Source organism: Pseudoalteromonas sp. SR41-8 (assembly GCF_014163915.1).
Classification (GTDB): domain Bacteria; phylum Pseudomonadota; class Gammaproteobacteria; order Enterobacterales; family Alteromonadaceae; genus Pseudoalteromonas; species Pseudoalteromonas rhizosphaerae.
Genome location: NZ_JACJEE010000001.1, coordinates 39,867 through 56,774 on the forward strand (window position 1 = coordinate 39,867; position 16,908 = coordinate 56,774).

16 protein-coding genes are annotated in these 16,908 nt (G+C 40.3%); 9 read left to right on the forward strand and 7 right to left on the reverse strand.

The window, feature by feature from the left end; all coding sequences use genetic code 11:
* Window positions 1-20 precede the first annotated feature (20 nt).
* Window positions 21-1,697 carry a hypothetical protein gene (locus tag H5162_RS00180; protein ID WP_182777285.1) on the forward strand — a complete coding sequence of 559 codons (1,677 nt, stop codon included), beginning with the start codon at window positions 21-23 and terminating at the stop codon, window positions 1,695-1,697.
* A gap of 219 nt (window positions 1,698-1,916) precedes the next feature.
* Here the strand turns inward: H5162_RS00180 and H5162_RS00185 are convergent, their stop codons facing one another.
* Genes H5162_RS00185 through H5162_RS00195 form a run of 3 tightly spaced genes read right to left on the reverse strand, consistent with a single transcriptional unit; the run spans window position 1,917 to window position 4,200 of the window.
* Window positions 1,917-2,252 carry a DUF3325 domain-containing protein gene (locus H5162_RS00185; RefSeq protein WP_145239865.1) on the reverse strand — a complete coding sequence of 112 codons (336 nt, stop codon included), beginning with the start codon at window positions 2,250-2,252 and terminating at the stop codon, window positions 1,917-1,919.
* Complete coding sequence (locus H5162_RS00190; protein WP_182777286.1) at window positions 2,252-3,859, reverse strand: PepSY domain-containing protein; 1,608 nt, start codon at window positions 3,857-3,859, stop codon at window positions 2,252-2,254. The genes H5162_RS00185 and H5162_RS00190 overlap by 1 nt, the downstream gene beginning before the upstream one ends.
* A complete protein-coding gene (locus H5162_RS00195) occupies window positions 3,856-4,200 on the reverse strand; it encodes a hypothetical protein (RefSeq protein ID WP_145239861.1) in 345 nt (114 codons plus the stop codon). Before H5162_RS00195 ends, H5162_RS00190 begins: the two co-directional genes overlap by 4 nt.
* Window positions 4,201-4,459: 259 nt before the next feature.
* On the opposite strand from H5162_RS00195, the gene H5162_RS00200 reads away from it, so the two are divergent.
* The 4 genes from H5162_RS00200 to H5162_RS00215 are packed head-to-tail and all read left to right on the forward strand — an operon-like array spanning window position 4,460 to window position 6,583.
* Entirely contained in the window at window positions 4,460-4,822 is a 363-nt protein-coding gene (locus tag H5162_RS00200; protein WP_145239859.1) for a VOC family protein, read from the forward strand.
* Window positions 4,823-4,868: 46 nt separating this feature from the next.
* Window positions 4,869-5,243, forward strand: coding sequence for a VOC family protein (locus tag H5162_RS00205; RefSeq protein WP_182718231.1), 375 nt, complete (start codon window positions 4,869-4,871; stop codon window positions 5,241-5,243).
* Window positions 5,233-5,823 carry a uracil-DNA glycosylase family protein gene (locus tag H5162_RS00210; RefSeq protein WP_182732131.1) on the forward strand — a complete coding sequence of 197 codons (591 nt, stop codon included), beginning with the start codon at window positions 5,233-5,235 and terminating at the stop codon, window positions 5,821-5,823. Before H5162_RS00205 ends, H5162_RS00210 begins: the two co-directional genes overlap by 11 nt.
* A 4-nt stretch (window positions 5,824-5,827) precedes the next feature.
* Window positions 5,828-6,583, forward strand: coding sequence for a phytanoyl-CoA dioxygenase family protein (locus H5162_RS00215; RefSeq protein ID WP_182777287.1), 756 nt, complete (start codon window positions 5,828-5,830; stop codon window positions 6,581-6,583).
* A 71-nt stretch (window positions 6,584-6,654) separates the two neighbouring features.
* Here the strand turns inward: H5162_RS00215 and H5162_RS00220 are convergent, their stop codons facing one another.
* Both H5162_RS00220 and H5162_RS00225 read right to left on the reverse strand, forming a co-directional pair.
* Window positions 6,655-10,716, reverse strand: coding sequence for a DEAD/DEAH box helicase (locus tag H5162_RS00220; protein WP_182777288.1), 4,062 nt, complete (start codon window positions 10,714-10,716; stop codon window positions 6,655-6,657).
* A gap of 105 nt (window positions 10,717-10,821) precedes the next feature.
* Window positions 10,822-11,382 (reverse strand): short-chain dehydrogenase, encoded by a 561-nt coding sequence (locus H5162_RS00225; protein ID WP_182760093.1) that lies wholly within the window; start codon window positions 11,380-11,382, stop codon window positions 10,822-10,824.
* 131 nt (window positions 11,383-11,513) lie between these two features.
* On the opposite strand from H5162_RS00225, the gene arfB reads away from it, so the two are divergent.
* Complete coding sequence (gene arfB, locus H5162_RS00230) at window positions 11,514-11,927, forward strand: alternative ribosome rescue aminoacyl-tRNA hydrolase ArfB (RefSeq protein WP_145239847.1); 414 nt, start codon at window positions 11,514-11,516, stop codon at window positions 11,925-11,927.
* A gap of 1 nt (window position 11,928) precedes the next feature.
* Here the strand turns inward: arfB and hemH are convergent, their stop codons facing one another.
* On the reverse strand, window positions 11,929-12,948 hold the full coding sequence (gene hemH / locus H5162_RS00235; protein WP_145239845.1) for a ferrochelatase: 1,020 nt from the start codon (window positions 12,946-12,948) through the stop codon (window positions 11,929-11,931).
* A 96-nt stretch (window positions 12,949-13,044) separates the two neighbouring features.
* Window positions 13,045-14,373, reverse strand: a complete 1,329-nt coding sequence (locus tag H5162_RS00240) for an HD domain-containing phosphohydrolase (RefSeq protein ID WP_145239843.1) — start codon at window positions 14,371-14,373, stop codon at window positions 13,045-13,047.
* A gap of 248 nt (window positions 14,374-14,621) precedes the next feature.
* Between H5162_RS00240 and H5162_RS00245 the strand changes: the two genes are divergently transcribed.
* Genes H5162_RS00245 through H5162_RS00255 form a run of 3 tightly spaced genes read left to right on the forward strand, consistent with a single transcriptional unit; the run spans window position 14,622 to window position 16,833 of the window.
* Window positions 14,622-14,987, forward strand: a complete 366-nt coding sequence (locus H5162_RS00245; protein WP_145239841.1) for a response regulator — start codon at window positions 14,622-14,624, stop codon at window positions 14,985-14,987.
* Window positions 14,984-15,559: a chemotaxis protein CheC gene (locus tag H5162_RS00250; protein ID WP_145239839.1), complete on the forward strand. Its 576-nt coding sequence runs from the start codon at window positions 14,984-14,986 to the stop codon at window positions 15,557-15,559. The genes H5162_RS00245 and H5162_RS00250 overlap by 4 nt, the downstream gene beginning before the upstream one ends.
* Window positions 15,559-16,833, forward strand: a complete 1,275-nt coding sequence (locus H5162_RS00255; protein ID WP_182758593.1) for a sensor histidine kinase — start codon at window positions 15,559-15,561, stop codon at window positions 16,831-16,833. The genes H5162_RS00250 and H5162_RS00255 overlap by 1 nt, the downstream gene beginning before the upstream one ends.
* Window positions 16,834-16,908 lie beyond the last annotated feature (75 nt).

A 16,908-nucleotide genomic window follows, 5' to 3' on the forward strand; every position in this document is an offset into this window, starting at 1 on the left:
AAAAAAATAGAGTCATAAAAATGAAGTATTTAACCCCCTTTATATTACTGAACGTTGTTTTACTCACTGGGTGTTTTGATAATGAGATGCCAATGAGCGACGTTACGTATGTTCAACAAACCTCATCATCTACCTCACTATATTCAGCGCCTTATAAAGAGGGCGATGATATTCCCGCGCTTGCGTATATGCAATATGATGAAGAATATAATCCGGAATCGGTTATTCCACCGCAGTGTTATACCAAAACCCAGGGCAAAAATAATCCTTGTTATGCCTGCCATCAAACAGACAAGCAAGATAAAAATCGCCCAAATACAATGAATGATGGGCATTTACAAGGTGTGTACGAGTTTTCAGATCTTGGACTTAAAAACCACTGGAAGAATCTTTTCATTGATAGAACCGATTTAATTGCGGGTATTTCAGACGATCAAATCAATAGTTGGGTAAACCAAGATAATTACGGCAGCTTTATTAAAAAACTCAAAGCTAATCCTGATTGGCAAGGAGAAATAGCTGAAGTTAAAAATTTAGCTTATCCAGCTCAGGCATTTGATGAAAAAGGTTTTGCTAAAGATGGCAGCCATTGGGTTGCCTTTAACTATAAACCTTTTCCAAGTACTTTTTGGCCAACCAACGGTTCAACCGGTGATGTAATGATCCGCCTTGGAAAAGAATTTCGTGAGCGTGACGGCATCTACAATCAGGATGTTTATATCGCTAACTTAAGTCTGGTTGAAATGGCGATAAAAGATTTAGCGCAGATAAGTACACCAGATATTTCAGAGCGGCGTATTGGTCAGGATCTAAATAACGATGGCAGGTTATCGGCATTGGTAAGTAATATAACTAAGCAGCCCAATTATGTAGGGGATGCAAAAGACATAGAGTTAAGTTATCAGTTATACCCACAAGATACTGAGTTTTTACATACGGTACGTTACATTGGTGTCGATGAGGATGGTCAAGTCTACAATGCACCACGCATGAAAGAAGTCCGCTACATGAAAAAGCATCGCTTTAAATCTAAGCAATTGCTGGCCTCCTCGTATTATAAAGAAGCGAAAGAAAAGCACTTTGAAAATCTGCCACAAACTCGTTATCTAGGCGATAAAGGCATAAACAATATGTTTGGTTGGACTATAAACGGTTATATCGAAGATGCTCAAGGTGATCTGAGGCCTCAACATAAACAAGAGCTGGCATTTTGTAATGGCTGTCATAAAACGGTGGGATCAACTTATGATCAAAGCTTTTCATTTCCGCGTAAAGTACAAGGGCGTGATGGCTGGGGTTATATTGATTTAAAAGCCATGACCGATGTACCAAATAAAGATGAGCAGCAAGGGGAGTTTTTAACTTATTTTGAACGTGTTGGTGGCGGGGATGAATTTCGTCAAAATCAAGAAATGCTCATGCGTTGGTTTAATCAAGATGGCACTGTGAATAAGCAAAGAGTGAAGCAGGCAAAAAATTTATATGAGTTAATTACGCCCTCTAAAGAACGCGCAACTAAGCTTAATAAAGCCTACTTTACGATCATGAAAGAGCAGAGCTACTTATTTGGCCGCGATGCAACACTATTAAAAGCTAAAAATGTACTGCAAACAGTTGACGACTCACAAGCACCACTTGAAGAACAAAACCGTTATGTGTGGGACATGCAATTAGATTGGTCTACTGCTACACAGTAATAGGTTTGATATGTTTTATATTAAAAAGTAATTACTAGGTAATAAATATGACACATTAGAGGGATATCATATTCCACATAGATTGATTGGCAATAGCTTCAATCAAGCTATTTGTGACATGAGTATCCCCCTACTATTTATAACCAAATCATTTGGATATAGGCAAACTAAGTTAGTTTGCCTTTTTTTTTGCTCAGATCATATTTTTACTAACTAAGCTTAAAAAACAGTTAAAAACAGCCCACTGAGCATTACAACGGTGATATTTAAAGCAGTCATTATTTTTACCCAAGATGCTTTGAAGCTATAAAAAATCATTAATATTAAGACACTTAGCGCCATGTAACCACAAAATAGTAAAGCGCCGTAGCCGTTATGTTGTACAACACTCAGTACTAAGCTTAGTAAAATACTGATCCAAGCAGCGATCAAAAACTGTTTACTGAGTTTGTCGCTAGGGCGGGTTTTAAATACATCACGGTAATGATTAAATTTAGCCAAAGCAAAACAATTAAATGCCAGTAAACATAGGCTCAATTGCAGTAATTCATGCATTATGGTTGCTCCTGTAACTTAGTTTTTGCTGAACTGCGCGCCCGTTGTTGCGGTGTTTTAGCCGGAGTGTGAGTTGGTATTTTTTTGGCCTGAATTACAAATAAGGCTGCAAATATTAAGCACATTAAATCAAAACTAAACAACGCCCATTGGCCGTTCAGCAAGTAGCTTATTAGATTGCCATTGGTGGTAAGAGCATTAATAACAGGCACGCTGAGACAGGCGATACCGTTTATCCACGCGAGTAAAATCCACTGTAGCCTTGCGCGTTTAAATAGCGCAAACAAAGCAACGGCTAGCCAAGTCACAAAGAATGCAAGTATTTCTTTATCAGCGCGCTCAGGGGTTGTCATAGGCAGTAACCGGTTGGCAATAAAAAATGCGCAGGTTGCAAGTGGTAAGCCCATTAATGTGGCAAGGTTTAACCCTTCTACCAACTTTAAGCCAACTGTAGCGGGTTGGTCTTTTTTCATGCGTTCGCGAATACGCTTAGCCCACATAATACAGCCAGTTGCTATCATTACACAGCCAGCTACGCCGCATAAAAAGTATAACCAGCGTAATAATGGGTTAGCTAAACGGCCTGTGTGTAGGGCTGTTAGCGAGTCATAGAACACTTCAGTATTGGTTAATTGGGTAGCAGTTTTAGCTATTAAGCTGCCATCTACACCGTTAAATAATAAGGTGGGTGTTTGGTCGCGAACTAGGCTACCGGTATCTGCACGGACTGTAATTGTGGCTGAGGCTTTATTTGGATCACGAATTGAAATTTGTGTTAAGTCAGCATCAGGCCAGTTAGTATAAACTTGATCTAAAATAGTATCGATGGCTATTAATGGGGCGCTATCTGGGCTAGTTTTGGTGCGCACATTAGTGGGTGACACATCGTTAAATAAACCACGAATACCATCTTCGTATGCGGTCATTGCTGGATAGGGGAATAACATAAATATTAGCGTGATTAGGCCTGTATAGGTGATCATAATATGAAAAGGTAACGCCAATACTGACGATACATTATGACCATCTAACCAACTGCGGCTGCCTTTATTGGCACGAAAGCTAAACATATCTTTAAAAATACGTTTGTGGATCACCACCCCAGATATCAGCGCTACCAACATAAATAAGCTCGCAAAGCAGACAATCCAACGGGCTGTGCGTACATCAATATAATGTAGGTCAAAATGCAGTCGATAAAAAAAGTTACCACCTCTGGTGTCTCTTGTTTGTGCTATTTCGTCGCCTGTTTGTGGGTTGATATTGTGCTCTTGCCATCCACCAAAACGCTTCCCTTCAGGACGAGGCTTTTCATAAGCATAGTTAAGCTGCGGTTTTCGCTCTGTGGGCAAGTAAATTCCCCAACGCGTAGACTCCGAGCCTGCATTTTGTAGGTAATTAATACCACTGATAATTTGGCTACGCTGTTGCGCTACACGCTGTTCAGGCGCTTGTACATTGTGCAGCGCTGGTTGATTCCATAGCGTTATTTCGTCCCGAAAAAAACTCACCGTACCGGCAAAAAATATTAAATAGAGTAGCCAGCATACTAATAATCCAACCCAAGTATGCATCCAGGTCATGGAGCGGAAAAAACTCTCTTTCATAGCCAACCCTTTAGTAATGATAAGATCAGAGCACACCCTGAAGTAGTTAGTAAAATAGTGATCCATATTTTAGGTAATGACTTAACTGCAAACACCCAAATAAACACGCAGCTGTACACTAAAATAGTCAGGCTGATACTAAGCAGTACAGCATCTGATTTTTTCAGCGGTAAAATAATACTCAGTAACGCGGTAAACACGGCAGTAAAGGTATAACCACCAACAATGGCGGCAAAAAAGCGTGAGATAACAGCAAAACGGTAAGCATGGGCTTGATAAGCTTGGCTTAATTTAGATCTTATAGAGAGTGTTTGGCTGTTTTTGATAGATTGAGCGTGCATGATGATCCCTCAAAGTCCCAAATGGGGGCGAATAAAGAGGGTATTATATATTCTAGATACAGAAAAGATAGTGATTCGTATTTTCTTTGTTGTTTGTCGCGACGGCAGCGCAATAATACTCAGTATATTTACTTAGTAAAATGATGATCTGCTTTTATCATTTGCTGTTTTAATTGAAAAGTTCGCAAATTTTTCAACTGCTTGTATGCTTAGTGATTGGAAGGCTATAAGCCGTTACATTAATTTTTTAGGGAGTATTATGTCAGCACACAAAAAACTTAATTATGTTGAATTTGCCGCAGCAGATTTAATCGCCACTAAGGCATTCTTTAGTGCGGTTTTTGATTGGCAGTTTATTGATTATGGCCCTGAATATACGTCATTTAGTGCTGATACAGCTGGGCTTGATGGCGGTTTTTATCAAGCACCACTTAGCTCATTAACGCAACATGGCGCAGCTTTGTTAGTATTTTATAGCGAGAATATTGCGCAAACACAGGCTAAAGTAGAGCAATATGGCGGGAGTATTATAAAACCAATTTTTGATTTTCCAGGGGGCTGCCGATTCCATTTTACCGAGCCCAGTGGCAATGAATTTGCAGTGTGGTCAGAACATAATTGAACGCAAAAATAGATCATAATTTTACTAACTCAAGGAAATGAATTGAATGACAGATTTGAGTTGCGAAGAAATTAAAGCATTTGTACCAGCAAAAGATTTTGCGCTTAGTTGTGCGTTTTATCAGCATATGGGCTTTCAAATCGCGTGGGAAACCCCAGATATGGCGTACTTTTACCACGGAGACTGTAGTTTTTTACTGCAAAATTTTTATAATCCAGAGCACGCTAAAAATTTTATGATGCACTTATTAGTTGCAGATGTGACAGCATGGCATGATAAATTAACAAGTGCGGGGTTGGCGCAAAAATATAACATAAAAATTACTGAGCCAAGCTTGCAAGCGTGGCAAATGATTGATTTTGTTATTTATGATCCAAGTGGTGTGCTGTGGCGAATAGGGCAAAGCAGTGATGATGGCTAGCACCTTGTTAAAGCAAGTTAGTCAATGCGTGATCTGTGAATCTGAGCTGGCGCTTGGGGCACGTCCGGTACTGCAATTTAATCCCAGTGCGCGTATTTTAATTGCAGGGCAAGCGCCGGGGCTTAAAGTACACCAAAGTGGCATTCCATTTGATGATGCCAGTGGTAAGCGGCTGCGCGATTGGTTAGGGCTTAAGCCATGCGATTTTTATGATGCAACTAAGGTTGCTATTTTGCCGATGGGCTTTTGTTATCCAGGTAAAGGTAAGTCAGGCGATTTAGCGCCGCGTAAAGAATGCGCACCTGCATGGCGTTCCCAGCTTTTAGCGGCACTGCCCAATATTAAGTTAACCATAGTGCTGGGTAAATATGCCCAAGCGTACCATTTACCACACACAAAACATTTACCCCTCACTGAGTTAGTAAAATCATGGCGTGAGTATTGGCCAGATGTTTTGCCATTGCCGCACCCGAGTCCGCGTAATAATATTTGGCTAACTAAAAACCCTTGGTTTGAGCGTGATGTGGTGCCACAGTTGGCGCAAACTATTCAAGCAATTTTGCAATGTGAGGATGATTAGTTTGATGATCAATACCCAATTTGAGCAGCATGGTTTTTTTCATGTAAAAGGTTTTTACACTGAACGTGAACTTGTGCATGAGCGCGAAGTGATCAATTGTTTTCATCAGCAATGGATCGCAGATAATCAACAGTTTTATCAAACCAAGGCGGTTAATAGTGCCTATTTAACTGCAAATACCTATTTAGATGAGGCCCAGCGCTTAGTATTATTTAAGTTTATTGCCAGCCATAAGTTAATGGCTCAAGTTGATTCGATACTTGAATCAGCGGCCTTTATGAATACCCAGTTGTTTTTTAATCCAGTTAATCCTGAGCAAGAAAATTATTGGCATCGTGATATGCAATACCATTTAAGCTTGGCGGAGCAGCAAGCTGCGCTATCGGGTCCTGAAGTGATACATTGTCGGGTTGCGCTTGAGGATGAGCCAGGTATTGAGTTAGTACCAGGTACCCATCGACGTTGGGATACCCCTGATGAGCTGGCAACTCGGTTGGCTATTGATCACAACAACACCAGCGATGATTTAGCCACCGGCCATGTGATAGAAATGCAAGCAGGGGATTTATTAATTTTCTCGGCAAATATGATCCACCGTGGTTTATACGGTAAAGACCGCTTAGCGCTGGATATTCTTTTTGGTGAGCCACAGCCCCATGTACTGCATTTTGTTCAGGATATCTGTCTGCCTACTCCAGCGATGATTTCGACATTAGAAGATGCCAGTGCCTTTGCGGTTACTTTGGCACACCAAGAATAACCGCGCTACATAGACCTGCCTAAAAACCACATGGGCCTCTGTAATAATCTCGAAAGATAAACAGGTCTGAGCTACATTTCGCTGTTACTTAACAGCGCCAGTAGTTGATCTTTAGACATTTGCCCAGCATCACCACTGCCGGCGAGTACTTTATCTGCGAGTGCTTGTTTATGTTCGTGCAATTGCAGGATTTTTTCTTCAATGGTATTTTGTGCTATCAGTCGGTACACAGTAACGGGGCGTGTTTGCCCTAGGCGATGCGCGCGATCTGATGCTTGTTGTTCAACCGCGGGATTCCACCACGGATCGAGATGCAGTACATAATCAGCCGCCGTTAAATTAAGCCCCGTGCCGCCTGCTTTTAAGCTGATCAAAAACAGTGGTGCATGACCTGCTTGAAATTTATCAACTTGTTGTTTGCGTTTGTTAGTACTCATGCTGCCGTCAAGATAACAATAATCGATGCCGCGTTTTTGTAAGCGCTTTTCAACCAGTTTTAACACATCGACAAATTGGCTGAAGATCAGCGCTTGGTGGTTGTTTTCTAGTAATTCTTCAATAATCGCTTCTGCAGTGTCGAGTTTACTCGATGGCAACTTACTATTTTCCAGTAACAACTGCGGGGCAATACAAGCGCGGCGTAATTTAGTTAATGACGCCAAGATAGTAATGTATTGGCTGTCTTCCTGATTTGCTTGTTCAAGTGCGTTTAAACGAGTTGCTTCGTACAGTGCTTGCTCTTTTTCACTTAATGCGAAGGTTAAGTTTATTTCGGTTTTTTCTGGTAACTCGGTCAATACCGTTTGTTTGGTTCGACGCAGGATAAATGGAGCAATGAGGGTTTTCAGGGTATCGGCTTGTTGTTGGTTTTTATCGGCGTTACCAAAGCGCTTTTTAAATACTGGCAGGGTATGTAAAAAGCCTGGCATTAAAAAGTTAAACAGGCTCCACAGTTCACCTAAATGGTTTTCGATAGGCGTGCCTGACAGGGCAATTTTAAATTGACCATTGAGTGCAAATGCGGCTTTAGCTCTTAAACTCAAGGGGTTTTTAATTGCTTGTGCTTCGTCAAAGACAATATTAGCAAAAGAAAATTGCGCCAGTTGTTCACCAATTAGTGGCAGTAAACCATAACTGACGATCACTAAATCGTGTTTACCAGCCGTTGCCAGAATATCAGCGCATGCAGTGGCGTTTTCAATGATTTTTACATGCAAAGCCGGCGCGAATCGCTCGGTTTCAACTTGCCAGTTATGACACACAGATTTTGGCGCAACCACTACACTGGCACCTAGACTACTGCGCATTTGTAACACGGTTAAGGTTTGTAAGGTTTTACCCAGCCCCATGTCATCGGCTAAACAAGCATTGAGTCCCCAGTTGGCCAGTTGCATTAGCCATTTAACCCCGACTACTTGATAGTCTCGTAAAATATGGACTAAATGTGCAGGTAAGGTAGGGTCGATAGTTTGCTCAAATTTAGCTAAACGCGTTTTCCAGCTGTCACCAAATGTGACATCACCTAAGTCGGCAATGCTTTGGTGTAAAGGCAATGCACGCGCGTTGGCAATCCGTAGTTCATCACTTGGGTTGTGCTTATCAATATTTTGCATCCCTTCTAAGCGATTTAATAAGTTAGTTAAACGCTGATCCAATAATAATGAATTGCCTTCCGAAAACTCTAAAATGCTGCCACGGCGCGGGGCTTTAAGCAGGGTTTGTAATTCGTATATTTGGCCGCTAGGGAGTGAGATTTTACCACTGACGCTTAACCAATCGTTATCATCATTTAAGTTAAGAGAAAGGTGCTGGCTTTTCGCAACTTTCATGCCTTGGCTCGTTTCGTCCCAACTTAATACCAGAGACTGTGCTTTTTGCGCAGCTTCAAGTAACTCAATTGCTTGGCTAATATCTTCAGGTAAATAAAACTGCTGTTGAATTTGATTATGTTGCGGTGATTGCCGATCAGCAAATAATCCGGCCATATTTTTCAGTAAATTTCTAAACGCTTTTTGCTCTGCTTTTAAATCACGTTTAATAACAATGCTGTCGGTTTGATCATCATCAGTATGTGCGAGTGTCAAAGCACCAATGCCGGGCTCAACCCAAGGGCCATCTACGCCATTTGGCATGGCATAAAAGTTAATGTTGATACCTAATTGGGTAAGAGCGATCACTGCGGCAAATTCACACAAGCCTTGGCGTACGTTGTTGATATGAGCAAACTCGGTACGCTGGCTGCTAATATGATGCTCGTTAGCCAGTACTTGTAATGCGGCATTTAGTTGTGGCAGTTTTTCTTCGGTTAAATTATTGGGTTGTTGCTCAAATAATTGCAGTAATTTGAGCTGTTTGTCATCAATGGCGAATACTTGGTAACAATTTGCGTGACTGTGGATAAGTAAAAAGTCACAGTCCGGATCGCTGATACTCGGTTGCATTACCAGGCGATAGCAATCATTGCTGTCTTGTGCAATTTCAATGACAAACTCGCCTTTGATCAGCGTAAGTGGCTGTCCATTGTGATCTTCAAGCCCTTTAAACCCTATTAATGCTTGTAATACCGCGGCCGTTGCGTGTATCTCGTGATAACCAAAACCGGCATGGTTGTTGAGCACTTGTACTAAGTTATGATCGGCGCTGGTTAATGTATCTTGATACTGGTTATAAGCAAGTTCTTGGGCGTTTACTTTACGACCTTTGGTCCATTCGCCTTTGGCATTGAGTTGCTGTACTTTGGCTTGTATGAGCGGTAAATCTAAATGGGTTAAATCCAGTTGCCATATAATTCGTTGCTGCGCAGTGGGCGTATCAATTTGGCTAATATCATTAAGCCAACGCTGCCATTGTGGGACGCGGGTAAAGTGCTGTAATAAACCAGTATTGGGTAATGGTGTGTCATCGCTAAGCCAATTAACTAAGTGCTGGCATTGCTCAGCTAACCAGTGTTGATGCGCATTAATTGCGCTATTGAGCTGTTCTAACAGTTCAGTATCACCCCTTAGATGATTTACCTGTTCGTCTGTGGCGTTTTTAATAATTGCCAGTAATAAGCAAAATAATGGCGCTAATGCATTCGGGTTACCAAGCAGATGACTTAAGCTGTTGCTTAAACGATGGTTTTGATAGTTAGCTAAATCCTCTTCCAGCAAATAATCAATCGCTTGGCTTGGGTGGCTTAATTCCCCAAGATTTTTTTGATACCATTTTCGACAGGTATTTAGTTGTTTAATATCTGCTGCGGTTGCACTGATGAATAGGCATATAGTGTAAAGTAATCCGGTGATCTCGGTCGGATAGATGCCTTTGCCAAAGTTTTTTCTAAACGCTGTTAAAGCGCTTTTATACTGTATCAAAGCAATATCAATAAACTCACCCTTGATGGCATTGGTATTTGCTTCATAAAAAGTGGCTAAAACACGGTCTCTTTTATCATCTAGCAATTCAGCAAAATTATCTTCTTGTAATAATATGGCTAAATTCTCATTCAGATAAATACGTTTTCTCAGCTCTGTTGTTGGGAGCGCTTTGGCAATCAGAGTCGGCCATGCACGCTCACTGGTGAGATTGAAAAATTGACCGCGGATAAAGTTATCTAAGCAAAGCTGTTGCCATTGCTCAGGTAGGCATTGCCACAGTTGCTCGCTGTATGGTGATTGCGCGAGCAAATTAACAAAGCCGCTATCAAGCTCAAGTGATAAATCACCAGGGAGCGGTTTTTTTCCGCTTTTTGCGCGGTCAAGATCATTAAATAGCAGGTGCAGAAAGTGTACTGCTTTATCGTGGTAATAATAGCTTTTTGTAGCTTCGGTTAAGAAAGCATGCAATAGAACTGGCTGATGTTTTATCGCATTAATAGCTACATAAGCAACTGCGCTAACTGATATACGAAAGTTTGGTCCGTAGGGGAGCTTCCAAATTAAATCTTTAGATTCGAGTTGTTTAGTGTATTTAGCGACTTCAGCTTGAGAAAATGAATAGCCATTTTTAATGTGACTATAAAGACGTTTAGTGAGCTGTTGAACAGAGTTCTCATAGCCATGCGATGAGCCACTTATTATCAGTGCAAGTAATACACACAGTTGTTTTTGGTCGTTATCAGTTGTGGCGGGCGGCAAAGTACTTAATGGCATAAAATCAATAATTAAAGTCGCTAATGATTGCAGCCAGTATAAGTTTCAGCTGGGGGAGTTACAACCAATAAAAAAGCGACCCAAAGGTCGCTTTTTTATAAAAACCTATTGCACTTTGGCAAACAGTTTTTGTAGTTGCGGCATATATTCTTTAATTAGTTTTAAATTACTTTCGCTAACAACCGGCGCATCTGTATTAGCAGCATTAGCTGAGTTACCAAGTGTGCCCATCATTGAACTAGCGCTATTATTTTTCGAGCCGCCCATACTTTGCAAACCGCCCATTAACTGATTTACTTTATCTTTGTTTTCTGGCGATAAATTACCTTTGATGTTTTCAAGGTAAGCCATTGAGACTTCAGAACCCACAGTAATTAGTTGTTCAGGGGTGAAACCATATTTATTGGTAAGGGCTGCAAACTCTTTGTATAAATCATTATCTTTGATTGTACCAAGGGCGCCTAATGCCATTGCAGTCGAGCCCCCTTCAGAGCCACCTAACATACTACCCAAATCCATGCTTTTTAATGAATCTTGACTTTGTGACCAATCAACAACCGCGGGTAATGCTTTCATATAGCCTTGTAAATCTTTTTCTGTGATATCTGCCGCAAGGCTTGAAAAACTCATTGCTAACAAACTAAGAGATAAAATTATTTTTTTCATGTTGAGCACCTTTATTCAATTGTTAGTTGCATTAAAGACTATTAATTAGATAACCGCTATAAATTAAAGAGGGTTTTAGTCTGTTAACATCAGATGATATACTACATTTTTGCCTGATGTAGCTGAACCTCATGTTAATTATTTCAAATACCGTAACAATCGATGAATGGGAAGTCGAGCTGTCAGCTATTCGTTCACAAGGAGCGGGTGGTCAAAATGTTAATAAAGTGGCCAGTGCGATCCACCTTCGCTTTGATATTAATCGCTCAAAGTTACCAGAGTTTTATAAAGAGCGGTTGTTGGCGTTCAATGATAGTCGAATCACTAAAGAAGGTGTGATTGTTCTCAAAGCACAAAGTCATCGAACTCAAGAGCTAAACAGGGAAGATGCGTTAAAGCGACTAAAACAGCTTATTTTATCAGCCACTAAGGTTGAACGTGCTCGTCGTGCTACTAAGCCAACACGTAATTCACAGCGCAGACGCATGGATAAGAAAACCAAACATGGTAATACCAAAGCGCTGCGCGGCAGTGTTAAAGTTTAATTTATAAGTTTGGTTTAAGCACCTCAAATAACGCGTTAATATGATCGTCTCTATCATTAAGCGCAGCTATATAACGGTATTTTTCACCGCCAGCTTGTTCAAAAATCTCTCGGTTTTCACCTTCTAATTCTTCAAGTGTCTCAAGGCAATCAGCGCTAAATGCAGGGCTGATAATAGCCACGTCTTTAATCCCTTCGCTTGGTAAGCTCTCAAGGGTTGCATCTGTGTAAGGTTTTAACCACTCAGCTTTACCAAAACGGCTTTGGAAAGTGGTGATCACTTTGTCTTTGTCTAGGCCTAGCTTTTCTACCACTAAACGGGTGGTTTGTTGGCACAGGCAGTGATAGGGATCGCCATTATCTAAAAACTGTTTAGGCATACCGTGGTACGAAAACACCATTTTTTGTGGCATACCGTGTTTTTCTAAATCTTCGCTAATGCTGTTAGCGAGTGACTCTAGGTAGGTTGGGTTTTTGTGATACCCATTTATAAAGTGAAGCTCTGGCACCCAGCGCCATTTTTTTAATACATTCGCCACGGCATCAAATGTTGAGCCTGTCGTTGGGCTTGAATATTGTGGGTAAAGTGGCAACACAATAATGCGGGTTAAGCCTTTATCTCTGAGCTCTTCAAGGCCCGCTTCGATTGATGGATTACCGTAGCGCATCGCCATAACCACTTCGGTATTGGTATAGCCATGCTGTTTTAATAAGGCATTTAATTTAAGGCTTTGCTGGCGTGTAATATGGGTCAGTGGCGAGCCATTTTCAGTCCAGATACTTTTATATAGTTTAGCTGAGCGTTTTGGGCGAATACGCAAAATGATGCCATGCAGGATGATCATCCACACAATACGCGGTATTTCTACGATACGAGGGTCTGACAAAAACTCACGTAAGTAAATACGCAATGCACTTGCTGTTGGGGCATCGGGGCTGCCTAAGTTGGTCAGTAAAATCCCTGTTTTTTGATTAAAACGCTGATCATGAGGGTTATCGGTAACGGCTGAAAATCGCGACACGCAATGCTCCTAAAGCAAAATAGACGGTTATGGAATATATGCTATTAATATTAATAGCTTATTGTAACGAATGAAAGGGTAAATAGGATCACTGATTTACAATGATTTGATCATGATCCTAAATGGAGTCGGTTTTTTAGCTTCTAGTTGCTGTAACTTTTCAATGGATTTAGCACTAAATATATGCCCCTTTGGTAGCAACATAATACCCGTGTGACTATGTAGTGCATGGCTAAGTACCATATTGATAGCTAGCTCTTTGGCCGTTATTATTTTCATTGAGCCTACTTTTGCTTGCTGCTTAATGCATTTAACTCGGCAAGCCTCCAAAGCTTGCACTAATTTAGGATGGTAAAAGTTACCGCTGTACATTTTTACTGTTTCGAGTGCATGTTGGTGCTTTTCTTCATCTTTTAAATTACTTTGTTCAAATGCATCCCAATAGTCACGTGCAAGCGCGAGTATCATTGCACTAAGAGGAATATCATTACCTTTTAATCCTTTAGGTAGGCCATTACCGTTATAGCGTTCGTACTGGTGATAAATGGCGTCAGACACTTCATGCAGATGAGTCGCAGGCATTAACATCAATTGTGCTGTACTTGGATGCGTATAATAACTTTTGCGTTGCTGTTCATTAAGCGCATGCACGGGTTTTTCATAAAGTGCGGGATCCATTGCTAACAGCCCTATTTGAGCTAAGTAACCAGCCATTGCCGCCATTTCTATATTTTTTGGCGGTAGCTGCAACTGTTTTGCTATTTGCGTACAGGTATTGGCAATGTTCTGCGCTTTGGTGCCATCTAAATATGGATTGGCATTAATGAAATTATAGAGCAGCTCGAAGGTTGCGCGGTGTTCATTTTTTTCATTTGTATTGGCAACTTTTAGCTGTTGTAAGACCTGTTTAATCTGTTTAGTTCGTTTCTCAACTAACTCTTCAAGTGAGTCATTTAAATCTTTTAATTGCGAGTTTTGTTTTTCTACATGGGCTTGAAGAATTATATTTTGTTTCTTTAAACGGTATTTCTCTACTGCTGACTTTATTATGCTTATTAGTTGATCATTCTGCCATGGTTTGTTGATATATGCATGAATACCGCCTTCATTTACTGCTTTCACAGTAGATTCCAAGTCAGAAAAACCAGTAAGTAGTATGCGTTGCGTGTCTGGGGCTGTCTCTCTTGCTTTAGCTAAAAACTGAGCACCATTCATTTTTGGCATGCGCATGTCGCTTATGATGACATCAAACTCTGTCTCTGCCATTTTCTTTAATGCTTCTTCACCCTCGCTACAAACTGTTGAGGTGAAATTATATTGCCTTAACAGTCTAGTAAGTGATTTTAGTACTCCTGGTTCGTCGTCTAAGCATAAGATATTTGCAGGCTTATTTGTCAACTCCGCGATTTCTTGTATTTCATGCATATTTATTGTCTATTCAAATACTTTGTCATTTTTAATCTAGTATATGTTTAAAGTATAAACAATTTTTAATTATTAAATGTTTTCAGCGTTGTGAGTGATTTTATAGAAAGTAAACATATCTTTTCAAATTTTAGTAACGTAAAACTTTCGCGAGCGCAGACAAAAGTGAGTTGTTTTTTTGCAGAAAGTATAAAACCCATCTAGTATGAGACAGATAAGACATTAATGTTAATACAAGAGAGATTGTAATGGCGATACCGATAACAATTGCAGATGATTCAGCGCTGTCACGCAAAACTATTCGAAGGGTCTTGCCAGAAGATTGGGATGTAGAGATACATGAAGCTAAAAATGGAATCGAGGCTTTAGAGGCTGTGAATAATGGTCTGGCTGAGGTGTTATTTCTAGATTTACAAATGCCGCAAATGAATGGGTATGAGGTTTTAAAGGAACTGCATGATGAGCATAAAAAAACAATTGTAATTGTAATTAGTGCTGATATTCAACCAGAGGCGCAGGCATTAGTTAATTCTTTGGGAGCGTTTAGGTTTTTGAAAAAGCCAATATCTGCCGAGGAGCTTAGTAATACATTACAAGAGGTTGGGTTGTTATGATTACTATTAGCGAAGAGGAGCGAGATGCCTTACAAGAAATAATGAATATATCTATGGGGCAAGCTGCAGATGCACTTGCTCGGCTGATCCAAACAAAGGTTGCGTTGTCGGTGCCAGCCATTGAGGCGTTGTCGCCTGCGGCATTTCAAGAAGTTCTCGATAATTTTAAAAGTAGCTGGTTTGCAAGGCAATCTTTTGTCGGAACAATTCGAGGTGAAGTGATTACTGGCATACAAAAAGATGGATGTTCAGCACTGGCTGATATAATGGATTTTGACTTACCATTAGATCAAGCGGCTACTGAGGAACTTGTATTGGAGGTTACAAATATAATCTCGGCTGCCTGTTTGCAGGGTTTTACTAGTCAACTTGAGTTATCTACTCAGTTAAATATGCCTGCCTTTTATTATCCAGATAAAGCAACACAAAATATTGAATGGTCCTCTGTGTTAATTATTGAAGTTGATTTTAAGATTGAGCATATGAAATTTGATGCTCGCGTGTTAATTGGACTCAGTGAAGGGTCTATAGAACAAGCACTCATTCCTATCCGTGCTCTCTTGGAGGAGTAATGGAAAAAGCGGAGTTTGAGCGAGTAATAAGGCAAATCCCCATAGGAGCTTGCATTATTGATGTAAACTGTGTGATTACCTTTGCTAATCCTGCATTTTCTGGCGGTTTAACTGCAAGAAATGACCACCTTATAGGTGAGAACCTGCTCACTGTGTTCTCTGAGCAAGCGCGTTTTTTAAGGCGAAAAATAGACAGTGTATTTGTACTCAAAAACTCTAGCTTCAGTTACTGGCAACAACGGCCACATGTATTTCCGATGAGAAGCACTCGACCTATTACCGGTGATGAGTCTCAAATGTATCAAAATGTTCAATTTATGCCGATTATTGCTTGTGATGGAGAAGTGAGCCATGTGTGTATTGTTGTAACAGATGTAACAGCAGAGGCTAGTTATTTTATGCAGCAAACTGATTTGAAAAATGAGTTGGAGTCTGAGCATCAGCAGCTAAAAAAACTACATCAAGAGCTTAAAATTGCACAAAGGCAAATGTTGCAATCCGAAAAAATGGCTTCTATTGGTCAGCTTGCTGCGGGGGTTGCACATGAAATTAATAATCCTATTGGTTTTGTGCGCTCAAATTTAGAAACGCTAAAAGATTACTCGCAAAAATTAATGAAGACCAATGAAACGCAAAAGAAAATCATTTTAAAGCAAGCTGAGCCTAGGTTTATTGCGTTACTTGAAGATGTTTATGAAAAAAACGGTATTGCGTTCATTAATGAAGATCTCCCAGAACTGCTTAACGAGTCTTTAGATGGCACAGAGCGAGTTCGAAAAATAGTAAGTGGATTACGTGACTTTGCAATACAAGATGATGAAAATTGGGCTGAGGTTAATTTATGTGCAGAGATTGATTCTGCCTTGGTGGTACTTGAAAACGAAATAAAATATAAAGCCAAAACATCCGTCTCACTACCTGACGAAGCTATAACTTTTTGGGCAAAACCCAGTGCAATTAGACAGTTGTTGTTTAATATTATTGTAAATGCGTTGTATGCAATGCAGCCAATGGGTTTATTGAGTATTAGTTGTGCCTATAATGAAAGTAAAGATGTGCTACTTACAATAACCGATACAGGATCTGGTATTAGCCCTGAAGATTTAGTGCGTATTTTTGATCCCTTTTTTACTACGAAAGATATAGGCCAAGGTACTGGGCTTGGACTCTCTGAAGTATACGCAACGGTTCAGGAACATCACGGTCAGGTTAATGTGAGTAGTGAATTAGGCAAAGGCAGTTGCTTTGAATTTACGTTTAAAAAGCAAAAATAAACTTTAGAGTGAAACACAAGTACTTCCTTTCAAAGGTAATACTGAGCTGGCTAAAGCTAATGTTTTTAAATGATG